The sequence below is a fragment of the Tessaracoccus sp. O5.2 genome, from assembly GCF_964266725.1.
Lineage (GTDB): Bacteria > Actinomycetota > Actinomycetes > Propionibacteriales > Propionibacteriaceae > Arachnia > Arachnia lapidicapta.
Map to the genome: position 1 here is coordinate 140,558 of NZ_CAXWGV010000045.1, position 20,019 is coordinate 160,576.

The 20,019-nt window shown below is 70.8% G+C and carries 14 protein-coding genes and 1 riboswitch; of the genes, 9 read left to right on the forward strand and 5 right to left on the reverse strand.

Going from position 1 to position 20,019, the window contains the following annotated elements; genetic code table 11:
• Window positions 1-58: 58 nt before the first annotated feature.
• Window positions 59-2,911, reverse strand: a complete 2,853-nt coding sequence (uvrA, locus tag ACFQPD_RS11765) for an excinuclease ABC subunit UvrA (protein ID WP_385900858.1) — start codon at window positions 2,909-2,911, stop codon at window positions 59-61.
• Window positions 2,912-2,936: 25 nt separating this feature from the next.
• Here uvrA and ACFQPD_RS11770 point away from each other — a divergent pair, with 25 nt between their 5' ends.
• From ACFQPD_RS11770 to gcvP, 6 genes are all read left to right on the forward strand, one after another.
• Window positions 2,937-3,626, forward strand: a complete 690-nt coding sequence (locus tag ACFQPD_RS11770) for a maleylpyruvate isomerase family mycothiol-dependent enzyme (protein WP_385900859.1) — start codon at window positions 2,937-2,939, stop codon at window positions 3,624-3,626.
• 55 nt (window positions 3,627-3,681) lie between these two features.
• Window positions 3,682-5,736, forward strand: coding sequence for an excinuclease ABC subunit UvrB (gene uvrB, locus ACFQPD_RS11775; RefSeq protein WP_385900861.1), 2,055 nt, complete (start codon window positions 3,682-3,684; stop codon window positions 5,734-5,736).
• 52 nt (window positions 5,737-5,788) lie between these two features.
• Window positions 5,789-6,787 (forward strand): Gfo/Idh/MocA family protein, encoded by a 999-nt coding sequence (locus ACFQPD_RS11780; RefSeq protein ID WP_385900862.1) that lies wholly within the window; start codon window positions 5,789-5,791, stop codon window positions 6,785-6,787.
• 43 nt (window positions 6,788-6,830) lie between these two features.
• A riboswitch (glycine riboswitch) is annotated at window positions 6,831-6,916 on the forward strand.
• Window positions 6,917-7,046: 130 nt separating this feature from the next.
• On the forward strand, window positions 7,047-8,159 hold the full coding sequence (gene gcvT, locus ACFQPD_RS11785) for a glycine cleavage system aminomethyltransferase GcvT (RefSeq protein ID WP_385900864.1): 1,113 nt from the start codon (window positions 7,047-7,049) through the stop codon (window positions 8,157-8,159).
• Window positions 8,160-8,168: 9 nt separating this feature from the next.
• Entirely contained in the window at window positions 8,169-8,531 is a 363-nt protein-coding gene (gene gcvH, locus ACFQPD_RS11790) for a glycine cleavage system protein GcvH (RefSeq protein WP_385900865.1), read from the forward strand.
• Complete coding sequence (gcvP, locus tag ACFQPD_RS11795) at window positions 8,528-11,368, forward strand: aminomethyl-transferring glycine dehydrogenase (RefSeq protein WP_385900866.1); 2,841 nt, start codon at window positions 8,528-8,530, stop codon at window positions 11,366-11,368. Before gcvH ends, gcvP begins: the two co-directional genes overlap by 4 nt.
• On the opposite strand, the gene coaE is transcribed toward gcvP, so the two are convergent.
• Both coaE and rpsA read right to left on the reverse strand, forming a co-directional pair.
• A complete protein-coding gene (gene coaE / locus ACFQPD_RS11800) occupies window positions 11,302-11,940 on the reverse strand; it encodes a dephospho-CoA kinase (protein ID WP_385900867.1) in 639 nt (212 codons plus the stop codon). The two genes, gcvP and coaE, sit on opposite strands and share 67 nt — an antisense overlap.
• Before the next feature lie 75 nt (window positions 11,941-12,015).
• On the reverse strand, window positions 12,016-13,455 hold the full coding sequence (rpsA, locus tag ACFQPD_RS11805) for a 30S ribosomal protein S1 (RefSeq protein ID WP_068752488.1): 1,440 nt from the start codon (window positions 13,453-13,455) through the stop codon (window positions 12,016-12,018).
• Between the two features lie 209 nt (window positions 13,456-13,664).
• Here rpsA and ACFQPD_RS11810 point away from each other — a divergent pair, with 209 nt between their 5' ends.
• Window positions 13,665-14,423, forward strand: coding sequence for a class F sortase (locus tag ACFQPD_RS11810; protein WP_385900868.1), 759 nt, complete (start codon window positions 13,665-13,667; stop codon window positions 14,421-14,423).
• 3 nt (window positions 14,424-14,426) lie between these two features.
• Here ACFQPD_RS11810 and polA read toward each other — a convergent pair whose 3' ends face one another.
• Window positions 14,427-17,102, reverse strand: a complete 2,676-nt coding sequence (polA, locus tag ACFQPD_RS11815; protein ID WP_385900869.1) for a DNA polymerase I — start codon at window positions 17,100-17,102, stop codon at window positions 14,427-14,429.
• A gap of 37 nt (window positions 17,103-17,139) precedes the next feature.
• On the opposite strand from polA, the gene ACFQPD_RS11820 reads away from it, so the two are divergent.
• Both ACFQPD_RS11820 and ACFQPD_RS11825 read left to right on the forward strand, forming a co-directional pair.
• Complete coding sequence (locus ACFQPD_RS11820; protein WP_385900870.1) at window positions 17,140-17,550, forward strand: PaaI family thioesterase; 411 nt, start codon at window positions 17,140-17,142, stop codon at window positions 17,548-17,550.
• A 439-nt stretch (window positions 17,551-17,989) separates the two neighbouring features.
• Complete coding sequence (locus ACFQPD_RS11825; protein ID WP_385900872.1) at window positions 17,990-18,820, forward strand: type IV toxin-antitoxin system AbiEi family antitoxin domain-containing protein; 831 nt, start codon at window positions 17,990-17,992, stop codon at window positions 18,818-18,820.
• 300 nt (window positions 18,821-19,120) lie between these two features.
• On the opposite strand, the gene ACFQPD_RS11830 is transcribed toward ACFQPD_RS11825, so the two are convergent.
• Window positions 19,121-19,699 carry an ANTAR domain-containing response regulator gene (locus ACFQPD_RS11830; RefSeq protein ID WP_078920236.1) on the reverse strand — a complete coding sequence of 193 codons (579 nt, stop codon included), beginning with the start codon at window positions 19,697-19,699 and terminating at the stop codon, window positions 19,121-19,123.
• Window positions 19,700-20,019: the final 320 nt, after the last annotated feature.

Below are 20,019 nucleotides of genomic sequence, written 5' to 3' on the forward strand. Positions count from 1 at the left end.
TGGGTCGGAGACGCCCCTGGCGCGGGTGGGCCTCACCAGCGGATGGAGGTGCGACAGGTCAGGCGCGCTCGAGAAGCGGGAGCAGGAACTGGCCCGTGGCGGACTCCGCGACCGTGACGATGTCCTCGGGCGTCCCGGTCGCGACGACCTCGCCGCCGCGGCTGCCGCCGTCGGGCCCCATGTCGATGATCCAGTCGGCCGACTTGATGACGTCGAGGTTGTGCTCGATCGTCACCACCGTGTTCCCGGCGTCGACGAGGCGCTGCAGCACCGCGAGCAGGCGCCGGATGTCCTCGAAGTGGAGGCCGGTCGTCGGCTCGTCGAGCACGTAGAGCGTGCGGCCCGTGGACCGCTTCTGCAGCTCAGCCGCCAGCTTGACGCGCTGCGCCTCGCCGCCGGACAGGGTGGTCGCGGGCTGCCCGAGCCGCACGTAGCCCAGACCCACCTCCGTGAGCGTCTGCAGGTAGCGCGAGATCGACCCGATGGACTCGAAGAACTCCACCGCCTCCGAGATGGGCATGTCCAGCACCTCGGCGATCGTCTTGCCCTTGTAGTGCACCTCGAGGGTCTCCCGGTTGTACCGCGCACCGTGACACACCTCGCACGGCACGTAGACGTCCGGAAGGAAGTTCATCTCGATCTTGATGGTGCCGTCGCCCATGCAGTGCTCGCAGCGCCCGCCCTTGACGTTGAACGAGAACCGGCCGGGCTGGTAGCCGCGGACCTTCGCCTCAGGCGTCTTGGCGAACAGGGTGCGGATCTTGTCGAACACGCCGGTGTAGGTGGCGGGGTTGGACCGCGGGGTGCGGCCGATCGGCGACTGGTCGACCTGGATGACCTTGTCGATGTGCTCCAGGCCCTCCAGCGAGCGGTGCCGGCCCGGGACGGCCTTGGAGCCGTAGATGGCCTTGGCCGCCGCGGTGTACAGGATCGAGTTGACCAGCGACGACTTGCCAGAGCCGGAGACGCCGGTCACGGCGATGAACTGGCCCAGGTTGAACGCCACGTCGACGCCGCGCAGGTTGTGCTCCCGCGCGCCCCGCACGACGATCTGCTTGCCGTTGCCCGGCCGCCGGATGGCGGGGACGGGGATGCTGAGCCGCCCGGACAGGTACTGGCCGGTGCGCGAGTCCGGGTGGTTGAGCAGCGCCTCCACGGTGCCCGACACCACGACCTCGCCGCCGCCCTCCCCCGCGCCCGGGCCGATGTCGACGACCCAGTCCGCGGCCCGGATGGTGTCCTCGTCGTGTTCGACGACGATGAGCGTGTTGCCGAGGTCGCGCAGCCGGTGCAGGGTCTCGATGAGGCGCATGTTGTCGCGCTGGTGCAGGCCGATGCTGGGCTCGTCGAGCACGTAGAGCACCCCGACCAGGCCCGAGCCGATCTGGGTCGCGAGCCGGATGCGCTGCGCCTCGCCGCCCGAGAGCGTGCCCGCGGCGCGGGACAGGGTCAGGTAGTCGAGGCCGACGTCGAGAAGGAACTTCAGCCGGGCGTTGATCTCCTTGACCAGCCGCTCCGCGATGGTGGCCTCGCGCTCCGTGAGCTCCAGGCCGCGGAGGAACTCGGCGGCCTCCCCGATGGACAGGTGCGCCAGCTGCGCGATGTTGTGGCCGGCCACGGTCACGGCGAGGCTCGACGGCTTGAGGCGGGCGCCGTCACAGGCCGGGCAGTTGATCTCGCGCATGTACCCGCCCCAGCGGTCGCGGGCGGCGTCGGTCTCCGCCTCGTCGTAGCGGCGGCGGATGAACGGGATGACTCCCTCGTACTTCTGGGAGAACGACCGCACGCGGCCGAACCGGTTGCGGTAGCTGACGACGACGTTGCCCTTGACGCCGTGCAGGAGGACCTTGCGGGCGGCGGCGCTGAGGTCGCGCCACGGGGTGGCCATGGAGAAGCCGTGCTCCTCCGCCAGCGAGCGCAGCACGTGGTCGTAGTGGGCCTTGATGGTGGGGGTGTTCCACGGCGCGATGGCGCCCTCGTCGAGCGAGAGGTCGTCGTTGGGGATGAGCAGCTCGGGGTCCGGGTCGAGCAGCGTGCCGAGGCCGGAGCAGTCGGGACAGGCGCCCCAGGGGCCGTTGAAGGAGAACTGCCGGGGCTCGAGCTCGTCGATGTTGACGTCGTGCTCGTTGGGGCAGCCCATCTTCTCGGAGAACCGCCGCTCGCGCTCCGGGTCGTCGGCCGGGAGGTCCACGAAGTCGATGGTCACGACGCCGCCGGCCAGCCCCAGCGCCGTCTCGACGGACTCGGTGATGCGCTGCTTGGCGGTCGGCCGCACCACGGCGCGGTCGACGACGACCTCGATGTCGTGCTTGCGGTTCTTGTCGATGGCCGGCAGCTCGGTGAGCGGGTGCGTGTCGCCGTCGATCCGCACGCGGCTGTAGCCGTCGCCGACCAGCTGGCGGAACAGCTCGGCATGCTCGCCCTTGCGGCCGCGCACCAGCGGGGCGAGGATCTGGAAGCGCGTGCCCTCCTCCAGCGACATCAACCGGTCGACGATCTGCTGGGGCGTCTGCCGGCCGATGACGGCCCCGCAGACCTCGCAGTGGGGCACGCCGATGCGCGCGAACAACAGCCGCAGGTAGTCGTAGACCTCGGTGATGGTGCCGACGGTGGAGCGCGGGTTGCGGCTGGTCGACTTCTGGTCGATCGACACCGCGGGCGAGAGCCCCTCGATGAAGTCGACGTCCGGCTTGTCCATCTGACCGAGGAACATCCGCGCGTACGCCGACAGCGACTCGACGTAGCGGCGCTGCCCCTCCGCGAAGATCGTGTCGAACGCCAGCGACGACTTGCCGGACCCGCTCAACCCCGTGAACACGATGAGCGCGTCGCGGGGCAGATCCAGCGACACGTTCTTCAGGTTGTGGACGCGGGCACCCCGCACGACGAGCCGATCATTCACGCCCGCCATCGTACGGCGTTGCTAGGGTGGGCCCATGCCCACGAGCCGCGCCCCCTTCGTCGACGTGGTCGCGGCCGTCCGGGAGCACACCTCCCTCCTCCTGGGGCTCACCATCGGTTTCACCGACGACGACTGGGCGCAACCGACGGCGCTGCCGGGCTGGACGCGAAGCCACGTCGCGGCCCACCTCGTCGACGGGGCCCGCCGGCTCATCGCGGTCATCGAGAGTCTCCACGCGGGGCGCCCCGTGGCTCTGCACGTCGACGACGACGAGGAACGCCGCTCCGTCGAGGTCCTCGCGCTGGCCAGCGGGCTCGACCTGCAAATCAGCCTGGACACCTCCGCCAGCGAGCTGCAGGAGATGCTGCCCGCACTGGAGGGCGACACCACGCCCGTCGTGACCCGCTCCGGATACACCATCCCCGCCTGGCAGATCCCGCTGGCGCGCCTGGGCGAAGTGCTGCTGCACCACATGGACCTGGACGGGCGCGCCACGGTGGTCGACCTCGCGCCCGACACGGCAGTGGCGGTGCTCGCCTTCCAGGTGGAGCGCTACGCCGAGCGCCCGAACCGGCGGTCCGTGCGGCTCGTCGCCGACGAGGGGTACACGGCCGACGTCGACGGCGTCGACGACCAGGTGGAGGTGCGCGGACCCGCCGCCGACCTCATCCGCTGGCTCGCGCGCGGCGTGAGCTCCCCGCGGCTCATCCGCTCCTGGCTCTGACCCTCCACGTCAGTGCCCGGCGAAACTGTCGGTGCCCCCTATTACCCTGGCTGGCATGCGTCCCGTCCACGAGCTGCGCCGCCAGGTGGCGCCCCTGAAGGTCATCTCCGAGTTCCAGCCCTCGGGAGATCAGCCGCGCGCCATCGCGGAGCTGCAGCGCCGGATCGACAGCGGCGAGAAGGACGTGGTGCTGCTGGGCGCCACCGGCACCGGTAAGACGGCGACGGTCGCGTGGCTGGCGGAGCGGCTCCAGCGGCCGATGCTGGTCATGCAGCCCAACAAGACCCTGGCGGCCCAGTTCGCCAACGAGCTGCGTGACCTGCTGCCGGACAACGCCATCGAGTACTTCGTCTCGTACTACGACTACTACCAGCCGGAGGCCTACCTCCCGCAGACGGACACCTACATCGAGAAGGACTCCTCGCTCAACGAGGAGGTGGAGCGCATGCGGCACGCGGCCACCAGCTCGCTGCTCACGCGGCGCGACGTCATCGTGGTCGCCACGGTGTCCGCCATCTACGGCTTGGGCACGCCGCAGGAGTACCTGGAGCAGCGCGTCACGCTCCGGGTCGGCGACGAGATGGACCGGGACCAGCTGCTGCGGCACCTCGTGGACATCCAGTACGCGCGCAACGACATCGGGGGCGGCCGGGGCACCTTCCGGGTCAAGGGCGACACCCTCGAGATCTTTCCCATGTATGAGGAGAACGCGGTGCGCGTCGAGTTCTTCGGCGACGAGATCGAGCGCATCGCCACGATGCACCCGCTCACCGGCACCGTCATCCACGAGGAGCAGGAGACCTACATCTTCCCGGCCACGCACTACTCCGCGGGCGCCGAGCGGATGGAGCGGGCCATCGGGAGCATCGAGGCCGAGTTGGCCACCCGGCTGGCGGACCTGGAGGCGCAGGGCAAGCTGCTGGAGGCGCAGCGGCTGCGGATGCGCACGAGCTACGACATCGAGATGATGCGCCAGATCGGCACCTGCTCCGGCATCGAGAACTACTCGCGCCACATCGACGGCCGCACCCCCGGCAGCGCCCCCAGCTGCCTGCTCGACTACTTCCCCGAGGACTTCGTGCTGGTCGTCGACGAGTCGCACGTGACGATCCCGCAGATCGGCGGCATGTACGAGGGCGACGCGTCGCGCAAGCGCACGCTCGTCGAGCACGGGTTCCGGCTGCCGTCGGCCATGGACAACCGGCCGCTGAAGTTCGACGAGTTCGTCGAGCGGATCGGGCAGACGGTGTACCTGTCGGCCACGCCCGGGCCCTATGAGATGGACCGCTCGGACGGCTTCGTCGAGCAGATCATCCGCCCCACGGGTCTGGTGGACCCGGAGGTGGTGCTGAAACCCACCAAGGGGCAGATCGACGACCTCATGGCGGAGGTGAAGCTGCGCGTCGAACGCAACGAGCGTGTGCTCGTCACCACCTTGACGAAGAAGATGGCCGAGGACCTCACCGACTACCTGATGGATCACGGCATCCGCACCCGCTACCTGCACTCGGACATCGACACGATCCGCCGCATCGAGCTGCTGCGCGAACTGCGGCTGGGCGAGTACGACGTGCTGGTCGGCATCAACCTGCTGCGGGAGGGCCTCGACCTGCCCGAGGTGTCGCTGGTCGCCATCCTCGACGCCGACAAGGAGGGCTTCCTCCGCTCCGAGCGGTCGCTGATCCAGACCATCGGCCGCGCCGCCCGTAACGTCGCCGGCCAGGTCCACATGTACGCGGACAAGATCACGCCGTCGATGGAGGCCGCGATCGGGGAGACGAACCGACGCCGCGACATCCAGGTGGCCTACAACCTGGAGCACGGCATCGACCCCCAGCCGCTGCGCAAGCGGATCGCCGCCGTGTCCGAGATGCTCGCCCGCGAGGACGCGGACACGGGCGAGCTTCTGGACTCGGCCAAGCCCGGGCGCCGCAAGGGCCTCGACGCGTCGTCGATGGCGCAGGAGGAGCTGACGTCGCTGATCAAGGAGCTCACCGACGCGATGCACCAGGCCGCCGCCGAGTTGCAGTTCGAGGTCGCGGCCAGGCACCGCGACGAGATCCACGACCTCAAGAAGGAGCTGCGGGCGATGATCGAGGCGACGAGGTAGCCGCGCGCAGCGCCCTAGACTGTCCAGGCATCCGGATCTCAGAGAGGCGATCATGACTGTGCGTTTCGGCATCCTCGGCGCGGCGGGCATCACCCCGTCGGCCCTCATCGCGCCCGCCCACGCCAACCCCGACGTGGAGCTCGTCGCCGTCGCGGCCCGCAACCGCGGGCGGGCCGAGGAGTTCGCGGCCGAGCACGGTGTCGCGCAGGTCCTCGACTCCTATGACGATCTGCTCGCCTCCCCCGACGTGGACGCCGTCTATATCCCGCTGCCCAACTCGGCCCACGCCGAGTGGACGGTGCGCGCGGCGCGCGCGGGCAAGCACGTGCTGGTAGAGAAGCCGTTCGCGTCCAACGCCGAGGAGGCGCGGCGGGTCGTCGACGCCGTCGCCGGCCTCCCGGTGGTGGTCATGGAGGCGTTCCACTACCGCCACCACCCGCTCATCCACCGGGCCGAGCAGCTGCTGGCCGACGGCGCGATCGGCGACGTCGTGTCCGCCGAGGCCGTGTTCGACATCCACCTGCCGGACCGTACGAACATCCGCTACAACTGGGACCTGGCCGGCGGCTCGACCATGGACCTCGGCTGCTATTCCATCCACCTCCTGCGCACGCTGCTGCGCTCGGACCCGCGCGTCGTCTCCGCCGAGGCGCGCCGCGTCGACGGCGGCCAGATCGACGAGGCCCTCACGGCCCACCTGGAGTTCCCGGGCGGTATCCGGGCCGTCGCGTCGAGCTCGCTGCTCGAGGACGCCGAGCGGCAGAGCGCCGTCGTCACGGGCACGCGCGGCAGCATCGCCATCGAGGGGTTCGTCAAGCCGCACGGCGGCAACTCGCTCACCCTCACCGTCGACGGACACAGCACCACCGAGGAGGTCGCGCCCGACGTGACCAGCTACGGCGCGCAGCTGGCCGCGTTCGTGGCCGCCGTCGAGGAGGGCGGCCCGGTGGCGGTGGACAGCGCGGACTCCATCGCGACCATGGAGGTCATCGACGCCTGCTACCGGGCCGCCGGCCTGGAGCCGCGGCGGGCGGTCCCCTGGTCGCTCTGACGGGCCTCCCCTGGCGGGGGCCGGTCCCCGTCGCTTAGGATGGGCGACGTTCGCGGGAGAACCGGCCCAGCCGGTGCCGAAGGAGCAACCGCCCCGGAAACTCTCAGGCCCCAGGACCGCGAACGAGATCGACACTCTGGAAAGAGGCCCCAGTGGGCCCGCCGAAGGATTCAAAATCTCAGGCACCGCGGACAGAGGGGGCGCTAGGGTGGAACACGCCACCCGCCAGCGCCGGTCTCCGGCGGGAAGGGGCCCCGAGTTGTCGTCACCGAAGACCACCTCGCTGCACGGACTGCACGCCGAGACCGGCGCCAGGTTCGTCGAGTTCGCCGGCTGGGAGCTGCCGGTCCAGTTCGCGGGCGTCATGCCCGAACACCTCCACACGCGCGCCCACGCCAGCCTGTTCGACGTCTCGCACATGGGCCAGGTGCTCGTCACGGCCGACTCGGGTGACCCGTCGGACGCCGCGGCCGCCCTCGAGACGCTGATCCCGGCCGATCTGGTCGGCCTGGCCGACGGGCGTCAGCGCTACGGGCTGTTCACCGATGAGCGCGGCGGCATCCTGGACGACCTCATGGTCTCCCGCCACGGCGACCGGTTCCTCCTGGTCGTCAACGCCGCCCGCACCGAGCACGACCTCGGCTGGCTGCGGCAGCTCCGCGGCGTCGCCGTCGACCACCGCACCGACCGCGCCCTCCTGGCGCTGCAAGGCCCCGAGGCGGAGCGGGCCCTGGCCTCGCTCGTCCCCGAGGCCGCTCAGATGCGGTTCATGGACTCCCGGCCCCTGGAGTGGGCCGGCCACGAGGTGTGGGTGTCGCGGTCCGGGTACACCGGCGAGGACGGCTTCGAGATCTCCGTCCCGAACGACGCCGCCGAGCGGTTCGCGCGCGCCCTGCTGGCCGTCGACGGGGTGCTGCCCGCCGGGCTCGGCGCCCGCGACTCCCTGCGGCTCGAGGCCGGCATGCCCCTCTACGGGCACGACCTGTCCACCGACGTGACCCCCGCGCAGGGCGGCCTCGGCTGGGCCGTGCCGAAGGTCCGGCGCGTCGACGGCGCCCGCGAGGGCGGCTTCCCGGGCGCCGACGCCGTCCTCGCCGAGCTCCGCGACGGCCCGGCCCGCGTCCGGCGCGGCCTGCGCCCGGAGGGCCGCGCCCCCATCCGCGAGGGGGTCGCCCTGTACGCGGACGACGCCGCCACCGAACCCATCGGCACCGTCACCTCCGGCAGCTTCGGCCCATCGGTCGGCCACCCCATCGCCATGGGCATGCTCCCCGCGGAGATCGGCGGCACCGTCCACGCCGAGCTGCGCGGCCGGCGCGTCCCCGTCGCCGTCGTCGACCTGCCCTTCATCACCCCGTCCTACAAGCGCTGAGGAGTCACCATGATCAAGTACACCGAGAGCCACGAGTGGCTGGCCGCCGACGGCAGCGAGGTCACCGTCGGCATCACGCAGTTCGCCGCCGACGAGCTGGGCGAGATCGTGTTCATCGAGCTGCCCGAGGTGGGGGCCGACGTCACGGCCGGCACTGAGGTCGTCGTCATCGAGTCGGTCAAGGCCGCCTCCGAGATCATGGCGCCGGTGGCCGGCACCGTCACCGCCGTCAACGAGGAACTCGTCGACAACCCGGGCCTGGTCAACGAGGACGCGACGGCGGCCTGGTTCGTCCGCATGACGGTGGCCGACCCCGCGGTCCTCGACGGCCTCCTCGACGAGGACGCGTACCGCGCGCGGATCGGCGCATGACGGGCACCTGGGAGCGGGTCGGCTACGACCCCGACGACTTCGCCAACCGCCGCCACATCGGCCCCAGCCCGGCCGAGATGGACCGCATGCTCGCCGCGGTGGGCGTGTCCTCGCTCGATGAGCTCATCGACGAGACCGTCCCCCGACCGCTGCGGCAGGAGCAGCCCCTCGACTGGGAGCCCCTGACCGAGTACCAGCTGCTCCAGCGGCTGCGCGCCGTCGGGTCGCGCAACACGGTCACCACGTCGCTCATCGGCCAGGGCTACTACGGCACCGTGGTCCCGCCGGCGATCCAGCGCAACGTGCTGGAGAACCCGGCCTGGTACACCGCGTACACGCCCTACCAGCCGGAGATCGCGCAGGGCCGGCTCGAGGCGCTGCTCAACTTCCAGACGATGGTCGAGGACCTGACCGGGCTGCCGATCGCCAACGCCAGCCTGCTCGACGAGGCCACCGCGGCCGCCGAGGCCATGGGGATGGCCAAGCGGGCGGCCAAGTCCCGCAGCGCGCGGTTCTTCGCCGCCGACGACCTCCACCCGCAGGTCCTGGCCGTCCTCGCGACGCGCGCGCGGCCGCTGGGCATCGAGCTGGTCGTCGGCCCCGTCGACGAGTTCGACGCCACCGACCTCTGCGGCGCAATCTTCGCCCACCCCGGCACCTACGGCCACGTGCGCGACCTCAGCAGCCAGTGCGCGGCGGTCCGCGAGGCGGGCGGCATCGCCGTCGTGGCCACCGACCTGCTGGCGCTCTGCCTGGTCAAGGACCCCGGAGCCATGGGCACGGACATCGCGATCGGCTCCGCGCAGCGCTTCGGCGTGCCCATGGGCTTCGGCGGCCCGCACGCCGCGTTCATGGCGTGCCGCGACGAGCTCAAGCGCGCCATGCCGGGCCGCCTTGTGGGGGTGTCGGTCGACGCCCGCGGCAACCGCGCCTACCGGCTGGCGCTGCAGACCCGCGAGCAGCACATCCGCCGGGAGAAGGCCACCTCAAACGTGTGCACCGCGCAGGCGCTGCTCGCCGTCATGGCCTCCTTCTACGCCGTGTTCCACGGACCCGTCGGCCTGCGCGCCATCGCGCAGCGCACCCACCTCATGGCCGCGACGCTCGCCGCCACGCTGCGCGCCAACGGCGCCGAGGTCGAGCCGGAGCACTTCTTCGACACCATCACGGTGCGCGTCGGGGTGGGCCAGGCCGGGATCCTGGCGGCCGCGGAGCACCGCGGCATCAACCTGCGCCGCGTGGGCCGCGACCGCGTCGGGATCTCCGTCGACGAGACCACCGACCTTGAGGTCCTGCACCGGGTCCTCGACGCCTTCGGCATCGACGAGCAGCCCCAGCTGGGCGAGACGCCCGCGCTCCCGGACCCCCTGCTGCGCACGAGCGAGTACCTCACCCACCCGGTGTTCCACATGAACCGGGCCGAGTCGGAGATGATGCGCTACATGCGTCGCCTGAGCGACCGCGACCTGGCGCTGGACCGGGCGATGATCCCGCTCGGCTCGTGCACGATGAAGCTCAACGCGGCCGCCGAGATGATGGCGCTGACGTGGCCCGAGTTCGGCGACCTGCACCCCTTCGCCCCCGCCCACCAGGCGGCCGGATACCAGGAGCTCGTCGCCGACCTCGAGGCCAAGCTCTGCGAGATCACGGGCTACGACGCCTTCTCCATGCAGCCGAACTCCGGCGCGCAGGGCGAGTCCGCCGGGCTGCTCACGATCGCCGCGTACCACCGCGCCCGCGGCGAACAGCGCGACGTCTGCCTCATCCCCACCTCCGCCCACGGCACCAACCCGGCCTCCGCGCAGATGGCGGGCATGCGGGTCGTCGCCGTCAAGGCCACCGCCGACGGCGAGATCGACGTCGACGACTTCCGGGCCAAGGCCGAGGCGGCCGGCGACTCGCTGGCCGCGGTGATGATCACCTACCCGTCGACGCACGGCGTCTTCGAGGAGACCGTGCGCCAGGTGTGCGACATCACGCACGAGTTCGGCGGCCAGGTCTACATCGACGGCGCGAACATGAACGCCATGGTGGGCCTGGTGCGGCCCGGTGACATCGGCGGCGACGTCAGCCACCTGAACCTGCACAAGACCTTCGCCATCCCCCACGGCGGCGGAGGACCCGGCATGGGCCCCATCGGCGTCAAGAGCCACCTCGTCGAGCACCTGCCCGGCGACCCGCGCACCGGCGAGGAGGGCGCGGTCTCCGCCGCGCCGCTCGGATCGGCCTCCATCCTGCTGATCTCGTGGGCGTACATCCTGCTCATGGGCGGCGCCGGCCTCACCCAGGCCACCCGGGTGGCGATCCTCAGCGCCAACTACCTCGCCGCCCGCCTCGGCGACGCCTTCCCGATCCTCTACCGCGGTCGCGGCGGGCGGGTCGCGCACGAGTGCATCGTCGATCCGCGCGGCTACGCCTCGCACGGAGTCACCGTCGACGACATCGCCAAGCGCCTCATTGACCACGGCTTCCACGCGCCCACCATGTCGTTCCCCGTCGCGGGGACCCTCATGATCGAGCCGACGGAGTCCGAGACGCTGGCCGAGCTGGACCGCTTCGTCGCGGCGATGCTGGACATCGTGCGGGAGGCGGACCAGGTCGTCGCGGGCGAGGTGTCGGCCGAGGAGTCGCCGCTCAGGCGGGCGCCCCACACGGTCGAGGACCTCGTGGCCGACTGGGACCGCCCCTACTCCCGCGAGCAGGGCTGCTTCCCGGCCGGGTCGTTCCGGGTCGACAAGTACTGGCCGCCGGTCGGCCGGGTCGACAACGCCTACGGCGACCGCAACCTCGTGTGCGCCTGCCCGCCCTGGGAGGGCACCGACGCGGCGACCAGCTGAGGCCACAGCGCCTCCACCTGACGGACGGTCGACGCCTGGTCGCCCGAGTTGTCGATGACCCAGTCGGCGACCGCCCGCCGCTCCTCCCGCGACGCCTGGGCCCGCACCCGGGCGCGGGCCTGCTCGGTGGTGAGGTCGTTGCGGTGGATGAGCCGCGACACCTGCGTCTCCGTCGGCACGTCGACCACCACGATGCGGTCGAACCCGCGGTGCAGCCCCGTCTCGACCAGCAGCGGCACCACCTGGACCACGACGGCGCCGCCGGGTGCCGCGGCCTCCAGCGCGAGCGCCCGCTCCCGGACCAGCGGGTGCACGATCGCGTTGAGGTCGGCCCGGGCGTCGTCGTCGGCGAACACGATCTCGCCCAGCGCCGGCCGGTCCAACGCGCCGTCGGGGGTGAGGATGCCAGGTCCGAACCGCTCGACGACGCGCCGCAGCCCCTCGGTCCCCGGGGCGACCACCTCGCGCGCGAGGACGTCGGAGTCGACGATGACCGCGCCGAGGCGCGCCAGTTCCTCGGCGACGAAGGACTTGCCGGAGGCGATCCCCCCGGTCAGCGCGATGCGGACCATGAGCCCGATGCTAGTGGCTGGGGGAACGCAGAAGCCGCCCCCCTCGAGTGAGGGGGGCGGCTTCGTGTCTCAGGGTCAGCGTCCGCCGGAGAGCTTCTCGCGGAGGGCCTGCAGCGTCTCGTCCGAGGCGAGCGAGCCGTCGCCGTCGGTCTCGGTGACGTAGCCGGTGCCGGCCTGGACGGCCGCGTCGCGCTCGGCGGTCTCGGCCGACTCGACCTGGCGCTTGTGGGCCTCCCACAGCGCGTGGGCCTGGGCGTACTGGGCCTCCCAAGCAGCGCGCTGCTCGTCGAAGCCTTCCTTCCACTCGTTGGTCTCCGGATCGAAGCCCTCGGGGTAGATGTAGTTGCCCTGGTCGTCGTACGACGCCTGCATGCCGTAGAGCAGCGGATCGAAGTCGTCAGCCGCGACGTCGATGTTCTCGTTGGCCTGCTTGAGCGACAGCGACACGCGGCGACGCTCGAGATCGATGTCGATGACCTTGACCATGACCTCGTCGCCCACCGACACGACCTGCTCGGGGATCTCGACGTGGCGCTCGGCCAGCTCGGACACGTGCACCAGGCCCTCGATGCCCTCGCCGACGCGCACGAACGCGCCGAAGGGGACGAGCTTGGTGACCTTGCCCGGCACGATCTGGCCGATCTGGTGCAGACGGGCGAACGTCTGCCACGGATCCTCCTGCGTGGCCTTCAGCGACAGCGAGACGCGCTCGCGGTCCATGTCGACCTCGAGAACCTCGACGGTGACCGGCATGCCGACCTCGACAACCTCGTTCGGGTGGTCGATGTGCTTCCAGCTGAGCTCGGAGACGTGCACGAGGCCGTCCACACCGCCGAGATCGACGAAGGCGCCGAAGTTGACGATGGAGGACACGACACCCTTGCGGATCTGGCCCTTCTGCAGCTGGGTGAGGAACGTCTGGCGCACCTCGGACTGCGTCTGCTCGAGGTAGGCGCGGCGGGACAGGACCACGTTGTTGCGGTTCTTGTCCAGCTCGATGATCTTGGCCTCGAGCTCCATGCCGACGTAGGGCTGGAGGTCGCGGACGCGGCGCATCTCGACCAGCGACGCGGGCAGGAAGCCACGCAGGCCGATGTCGACGATGAGGCCGCCCTTGACCACCTCGATGACGGAACCGGTGACGACGCCGTCCTCTTCCTTGATCTTCTCGATCGTGCCCCAGGCGCGCTCGTACTGGGCGCGCTTCTTGGACAGGATCAGGCGACCCTCCTTGTCCTCCTTCTGCTGAACGAGGGCCTCGATCTCATCGCCAACCTGGACCACGTCGAACGGGTCCACGTCGTGCTTGATGGAGAGTTCCTTCGAGGGGATGACGCCTTCGGTCTTGTAACCGATGTCGAGCAGGACTTCGTCCTTGTCGACCTTGACGACGGTGCCGGAGACGATGTCCCCGTCGTTGAAGTACTTGATGGTGGCGTCAACCGCGGCCATGAAGGCCTCAGGGGTGCCAAAGTCGTCGACTGCGACAGTCGAGGCCTCAGTGGAGGAGGTCATGTAGTAGGGCTCCGAAAATGATGACTGTGCACCGGGGCCCCGTCGAAGACATGCTGTCCCTACTCCGTCTGAGGGATTGCAGGCCACAATGCCCGCTCAGCCTACCTCCCGCTGCCGCCCACAAGCAACCTAGCGAGCCGAGGGCCGGCCCGACGGTCCGGTCAGCTTAGCCGTTTCGGTGTGGGCGGGCCAGTGAATAAGCTGGCTGCGTGACCTCCGCTCCGTCGTCGGCCCGCTCGCGCCGCCCGCTCGTCATCGCCGTCGCCGTCGTCGGCGTGCTCGCGCTGCTGCTCGTGGCTCTGCTGTGGAACCGCGGCGGGTCAGAGGCGGTGCCCGCGGCCTCCGTCGCGCCGTCGTCCTCGGCCCCGGCGGTCGGCGCCTCACCGAGTCCGACCGTCTCTGCGGCGTCGCCGTCTCCCTTGCCGACGCCGTCGCCCACGCCGTCGGAACCCGTGTCCCCGGAACTCGCGGACTGCACGGCGGTCGCCGAGGGGTTCGTGCCCACCCGGTTCGCGATCCCCGCGCTCGGCGCGGACGAGCGGATCGTCTCGCTCAACCTTGACGACGAGGGCAACATCGCCGCGCCGCCGAAGGACGAGCCCCGCACCGCGTCGTGGTGGAACGCCGGGCCTCGCCCCGGGGCTGAGGAGGGTCAGGCGCTGCTGTCGATCCACACGTACCGCAACGGCGGAGCGCTGGGCAACGAGCTGTACTCCGACGGCGGGCCGGCCCTCGAGGCGGGCGACGTCATCAAGCTGTACGGCGACGACGGCCAGGTGCAGTGCTACGAGTTCACTGAGGCGCTGAAGGTGTGGGTCGAGGACTACGACCCGCAGTCCGACGTCATGATCGACTTCGACGGCGACCCCCGGCTGGCCATCATCATCTGCTGGGACTTCAACCGCTCGACGGAGAACTGGGACTCGCGCGTCTTCTTCTACGGCACCCCGGTCACGCCCGCAGCCTGAGGGTCAGTGGGCGGCCGACTGCCAGGAGTCGCCCACACCCACCGACACCGCCAGCGGCACGGCGAGGTCGAACGCGCCGGCCATCTCCCGATGGACGAGGTCGGTGAGGGCGTCGCGCTCCCCCGGCGCCACCTCGAAGACGAGTTCGTCGTGGACCTGCAGCAGCATCCGGCTGGCGAGCCCCGCCTCGTCGAGCGCGCGCGCCACGTTGATCATCGCCACCTTGATGACGTCGGCCGCCGAACCCTGGATCGGTGAGTTGAGGGCCGCCCGCTCCGCCATCTCGCGGCGCTGTCGGTTCGAGGAGGTGAGGTCCGGCAGGTACCGGCGCCGGCCGAGCATCGTCTCGGTGTAGCCACTGCGCCGGGCCTGCTCCACGACGTCGGCCAGGTAGGCGCGCACTCCCCCGACGCGGGAGAAGTAGTCCTCCATGAGCGTCTTCGCCTCGGCGACGGAGATCTTCAGCTGGTTCGACAGCCCGAACGCGCTGAGGCCGTAGGCGAGGCCGTAGTTCATGGCCTTGATCTTGGCCCGCATCTCGCCCGTGACGTCCTCGGGCTCCACGCGGAACACGAGCGAGGCCATCTCGTTGTGGAAGTCGCGGCCCGACGTGAACGCCTCGATGAGGCCCTCGTCGGCGCTCGCATGCGCCATGAGCCGCATCTCGATCTGCGAGTAGTCCGCCGACATCAGCGACTCGAAGCCCGGCCCCGGCACGAACGCGGAGCGGATCTGGCGCCCCATCGAGGTGCGGATGGGGATGTTCTGCAGGTTCGGATCCGTCGACGACAGGCGCCCCGTGGCGGCGATGGTCTGCACGTAGGTGGTGTGGATGCGGGCGTCGTCCGCGATCGACGACAGGAGGCCGTCGACGGTCTGCCGCAGCCGGATCTGGTCGCGGTGCGCGAGCAGGTGGCCGAGGAACGGGTGCTCCGTCTTGGCGAACAGCGACTCCAGCGCCTCCGCGTCGGTGGTGTAGCCCGACTTGGTCTTGCGGGTCTTCGGCATCCCGAGCTCATCGAACAGCACGGTCTGGAGCTGCTTGGGCGAGCCGAGGTTCACCTCGTGACCGAGCACGTCGAAGGCGGCCTGCTGGGCCGCGGCGACGGCGCGGTCGAACTCGTCGCGCAGGGCCTGCAGCCTGTCCCGGTCCACCGCGACCCCGACCGCCTCCATCCGCGCGAGCGTCCGCTGCAGCGGCAGCTCGACGTCCGTCATGAGGCGCGACGCGTTGCGCTCGGCCATCTGGCGGTCCAGCTCCTCGGCCAGGTCGAACACGGCCCGGGCGTGCAGGAGGGGCACCTCGATGGAGGCGCCGTCGTCGTCGCCGAAGTCGAGGGCCAGCTGCACGTCATCGGCGGCGGCCGGCTGCGTCGACAGGTCCCGCTTGAGATAGCGGGTCACGAGGTCGCCGAGGTCGTAGGTGCGCTGGTCCGGGCGCAGCAGGTAGGCGGCCAGCAGCGTGTCCTGCGCGACGCCGGCCAGGTCCCAGCCGCGCGCCCAACAGGCCAGCGTCGGGCCCTTGGCGCCGTGGATGAGCTTCCCTCGGTGGGGATCGGCGAGCCACGCGGCCAGCGCCTGGTCGTCCTCGGGGGTGAGGTCGGCGGTGTCGACGTAGGCGCCGGCCCCGTCGGCCGCCGCCAGCGCGAAGCCGGTGATGTCGCCGGTGCCGCCGCCCCAGCGGCCGACGGCGTGCAACGCGGTGCGTTCGGTGGCGTGCTCGGCGAGCCAGTCGGCCAGGGCCCCGGGTGCCAGGCGGGCGCCGTCGACGGCGAAGCTCTCGGTCGCCACGGGCTCGGCGGGGGCCAGGTCCAGCAGGCGCTCGCGCAGCACGCGGAACTCGAGGGCGTCGAACAGGTGGTGGACGCGCTCGCGGTCCCAGTCGCGGCGCTTGGTCTCGGCGAGGTCGACGGCGAGGTCGAGATCGCACACCAGGGCGTTGAGGCGGCGGTTGCGCACGACGTCGTCGAGATGGGCGCGGAACGACTCCCCCGCCTTGCCGGGCACCTGCTCGGCGCGCGCCACGAGGTTGTCGAGGCCGTCGAACTGGGCCAGCCACTTCGCGGCTGTCTTGGGGCCGACGCCGGGGACGCCGGGGAGGTTGTCGCTGGTCTCGCCCACCAGCGCGGCGAGCTCGGGATAGCGGGTCGGCGGCACGAGGTACTTCTCCTCCACCGTCGCCGGCGTCATGCGCGCGAGGTCCGAGACGCCCTTGCGCGGGTAGAGGACGGTGACGTGGTCGTTGACCAGCTGCATGGCGTCGCGGTCTCCGGTGACGATGTAGACGTCGTAGCCGTCGGCGGCGGCCTGGGTGGAGAGGGTCGCGATGATGTCGTCGGCCTCGTAGCCCGCCAGGTCGAGGTGCGGGATCTTCAACGCGTCCAGCACGTCCTTGACCAGCGCGACCTGGCCCTTGAACTCCTCCGGCGACGACGACCGGTTGGCCTTGTACTCGGGATAGCTTTCGGTGCGGAACGACTCGCGCGCCTTGTCGAACGCGACGATGATGTGCGTCGGCTGCTCGTCGCGCAGCACGTTGATGAGCATCGACGTGAACCCGAACACCGCGTTGGTGTGCTGCCCCGTGGTGGTGGCGAAGTTCTCCACGGGCAGGGCGAAGAACGCGCGGTAGGCCACCGAATGGCCGTCGATCAGCAGCAGCTTGCCCGTCTCAGTCACGGAGCGAGCCTACCGAAGGTGTGGCAGAGTGCAGCCCATGAACGGCACCCCCGACTGGCTGCGCGACGTCCATTCCCCTCTCGACGACCGGCTCGGCGTCGTGATCACGGAGCTGAGCCCCGAGCGTGTCGTGGGGTCCATGCCCGTCGACGGCAACCAGCAGCCGTTCGGTCTGCTGCACGGCGGCGCGTCCGGAGTGCTGGTGGAGACGCTCGCGTCGATGGGGGCGATGGCGCACGGGTATCCGGACCGCGTGGGTGTCGGGGTGGACCTGAACGTGACGCATGTGCGCGCGGTGCGGGCGGGACATGTGACGGGGACGGCGACGGCCATCCACCTGGGTCGTTCGATCGCGACGTATCGGGTGGACATCGTCGACGACGAGGGTTGCCTGACCGCCACCGGGCGGTTGACGTGCCACATGATCCCGGCGCGCCCCGCCCCCTGACCCTCGCCCGGCCCTGACGGTCGCGCCTGGGCCGCGCCGCCGTCGCTCCGCCCCTGCCCGACCCGGCCGCCGCCCCTGACCGCGCCGGCGTCGCTCCACCCTGCCCGACCCCGCCGTCGCTCCACCCGCCCCGCGCCTTCCGCGCCGGGCCCCACCGGCACGACACGCCGTCGAACTGGCACCTCGACGCTCTCTGGCCGGCCGATGCACGAGTCGGCCTGCTATTCGTGCTGCAGATGGGTAGACCACTCCCGCCCCGCGGACAGCACCAATAGCAGTCCAACTCGCTCGCCGAGAGCGCACGCGTCGTCGAGGTGCCAGTTCGACGGCGTGTCGTGCCGGTCATGGCGGCGCGGGCGAGGTGCGGGGGCGACCGGGACGACCTGTGGACAACGTGATTCGCGCGGCAAAGTGAGTCGCCGGGCGCACAGAACGGGGCATGCGCATCTACCATTCCCTCGGCGCCGGCGGCGTCGCCACGCGTCGCGAGCTGCTGGCCGACGGCATGTCCCGGTACGCAATCACCCGCGCCGAGCGCGACGGTGAACTGGTCCGCATCGACCGCTGCCGATACGCGCTCCCAGGCGCGATCCCGCAGGTGGTCACGGCCGCCGCGGCCGACGCCACGCTCACGTGCGTGTCCGCCCTCGACGTCCACGGCATCTGGACCGTCCCGGATGCACAGCTCCACCTCCGGCGCGGCGGCTACTCGGCCCGCCGTCGCGAACTACCCGCCGGGGCGATCCTGTGCTCCAGCCCCGCCGGCGGGACCCGGCGGCCGCTCGACGACGTCGTCTCCGCGCTCCTCGCCGCCATCCGACACCACCCCGAAGAGCACGCGGTCATGGCGATGGACTGCATCCTGTACCGCCGCCTCCTCAATCGCGCGGAACTCGCCGCGCAGTTGGAGCCCGTCGGGTTGAAGGGCCAGGCGCTGCTGTCGCGGGCCGACGCGAGGACCGAGTCCGCGCTCGAGTCACTGACGCGCCAGCGCCTCCGCGCCGCAGGCTTCCGTCCGCGGCCGCAGTTCAAGCTGGCTGGCGTCGGCCGGTTCGACTTCCTGCTCAGCGACCGCCTCCTCATCGAGGCCGACGGACGGGAGTTCCACGGGACGGCGGAGTCATTCGAGTCCGACCGACGCAGGGACCGCGCCGCTGCGGCTCTTGGCTACGCCGTCGTGCGGCTGACGTGGCGGCAGGTCATGTCGTCCTGGCCCGCCGTCGTGGCCGATCTGCGGGCGGCCATGCGCCGTCGTCGGCCCGCTGCTTGACGCGCCCTCGAGCCGATACAGATCACCGAATACCAACACGAATGACAGGCGAACCCGTGCCTCGACCCCGTAGGAGGCGCCGGGCGCCCAGTTCGACGGCGTGTCGTGCCGGTATGGCCGGGCGCAGGGCCGGCCGGGGCACCAACACGAATGACAGGCGAACTCAAGCCTCGACCCTGCTGGGGGCCTCCGGCACTCAGTTCGACGGCGTGTCGTGCCGGTATGGCCGGGTGCGGGTCGCGCGGGCGGGCATGGGTCGGGGCCGGGGCCACTACGCGACCCCGGCCCCGACCTCGACCGCTACTTCTTCTTGTGGGAGATCACACCGACGGCGACGTCGCGCATCGACTTGCGCAGATCCATCGCGGTCTTCTGGATCCACCGGAACGCCTCCGGCTCAGTCAGACCCAGATCCTGCTGCAGGATGCCCTTGGCCTGGTCGATGATCTTCCGCGACTCCAACCGCTCCTCGAGCGAGACCAGCTCGTCCTCGATCGCCTTGAGCTCCTGGAAGCGTCCCATCGCGATCTCGATCGCGGGAATGACGTCCGACGCCCCGAACGGCTTGACGACATACGCCATGGCGCCGGCGTCGCGGGCCCGCTCGACGAGGTCGCGCTGGCTGAACGCGGTGAGCATGACGATGGGCGCAATGCGCTCCTCGGCGATGATCTCGGCGGCCGTGATGCCGTCCATCTTGGGCATCTTGACGTCCATGATGACGAGGTCGGGCTCCAGCTCGCGGGCCAGCTTGACCGCTTCCTCCCCGTCGCCAGCCTCGCCGACCACCTCATACCCCTCTTCGGTGAGGAGTTCCACAAGGTCAAGGCGGATGAGCGCCTCGTCCTCGGCGACGATCACAGTGGGCTTCTTGTTCATCTGGTTGGTCACTTCTCCCTCGCGCCTGGGTGCGAGCTCGGCCGGTCTAGCTTGGCTGATCCTACACCGGCCGGGACAAGCCTTGCCCAGCGTGATGCCTCATGTCAATACCTCCGGGTGAACTGATCGTTGCCTCAGCAGTGAACCTCCGGTTCGCCAGGTCGTTGCCTCACCTGTTTCCTCCGGTTAGCCGGTCGCGGTCCGGCGTTGCCGGGCGGTGCGGCCCTTGGCCTGGGCGAGGGCTTCGAGGCGGCCGGTGTGGTGGAGGATCTCGCGTTGCAGGGCACCGAGGCGAAGCTTCTTGAACCGGGCGTTCATCG

Bases quoted from the DNA above. Each gene is read 5' to 3' on its own strand.
- gcvH (WP_385900865.1), top strand. From the start codon at position 8,169: ATGATCAAGTACACCGAGAGCCACGAGTGGCTGGCCGCCGACGGCAGC.
- ACFQPD_RS11780 (WP_385900862.1), top strand. From the start codon at position 5,789: ATGACTGTGCGTTTCGGCATCCTCGGCGCGGCGGGCATCACCCCGTCG.
- uvrB (WP_385900861.1), top strand. From the start codon at position 3,682: ATGCGTCCCGTCCACGAGCTGCGCCGCCAGGTGGCGCCCCTGAAGGTC.
- ACFQPD_RS11825 (WP_385900872.1), top strand. From the start codon at position 17,990: ATGCGCATCTACCATTCCCTCGGCGCCGGCGGCGTCGCCACGCGTCGC.
- ACFQPD_RS11820 (WP_385900870.1), top strand. From the start codon at position 17,140: ATGAACGGCACCCCCGACTGGCTGCGCGACGTCCATTCCCCTCTCGAC.
- ACFQPD_RS11770 (WP_385900859.1), top strand. From the start codon at position 2,937: ATGCCCACGAGCCGCGCCCCCTTCGTCGACGTGGTCGCGGCCGTCCGG.
- gcvP (WP_385900866.1), top strand. From the start codon at position 8,528: ATGACGGGCACCTGGGAGCGGGTCGGCTACGACCCCGACGACTTCGCC.
- coaE (WP_385900867.1), bottom strand. From the start codon at position 11,940: ATGGTCCGCATCGCGCTGACCGGGGGGATCGCCTCCGGCAAGTCCTTC.
- ACFQPD_RS11830 (WP_078920236.1), bottom strand. From the start codon at position 19,699: ATGAACAAGAAGCCCACTGTGATCGTCGCCGAGGACGAGGCGCTCATC.
- uvrA (WP_385900858.1), bottom strand. From the start codon at position 2,911: ATGGCGGGCGTGAATGATCGGCTCGTCGTGCGGGGTGCCCGCGTCCAC.
- rpsA (WP_068752488.1), bottom strand. From the start codon at position 13,455: ATGACCTCCTCCACTGAGGCCTCGACTGTCGCAGTCGACGACTTTGGC.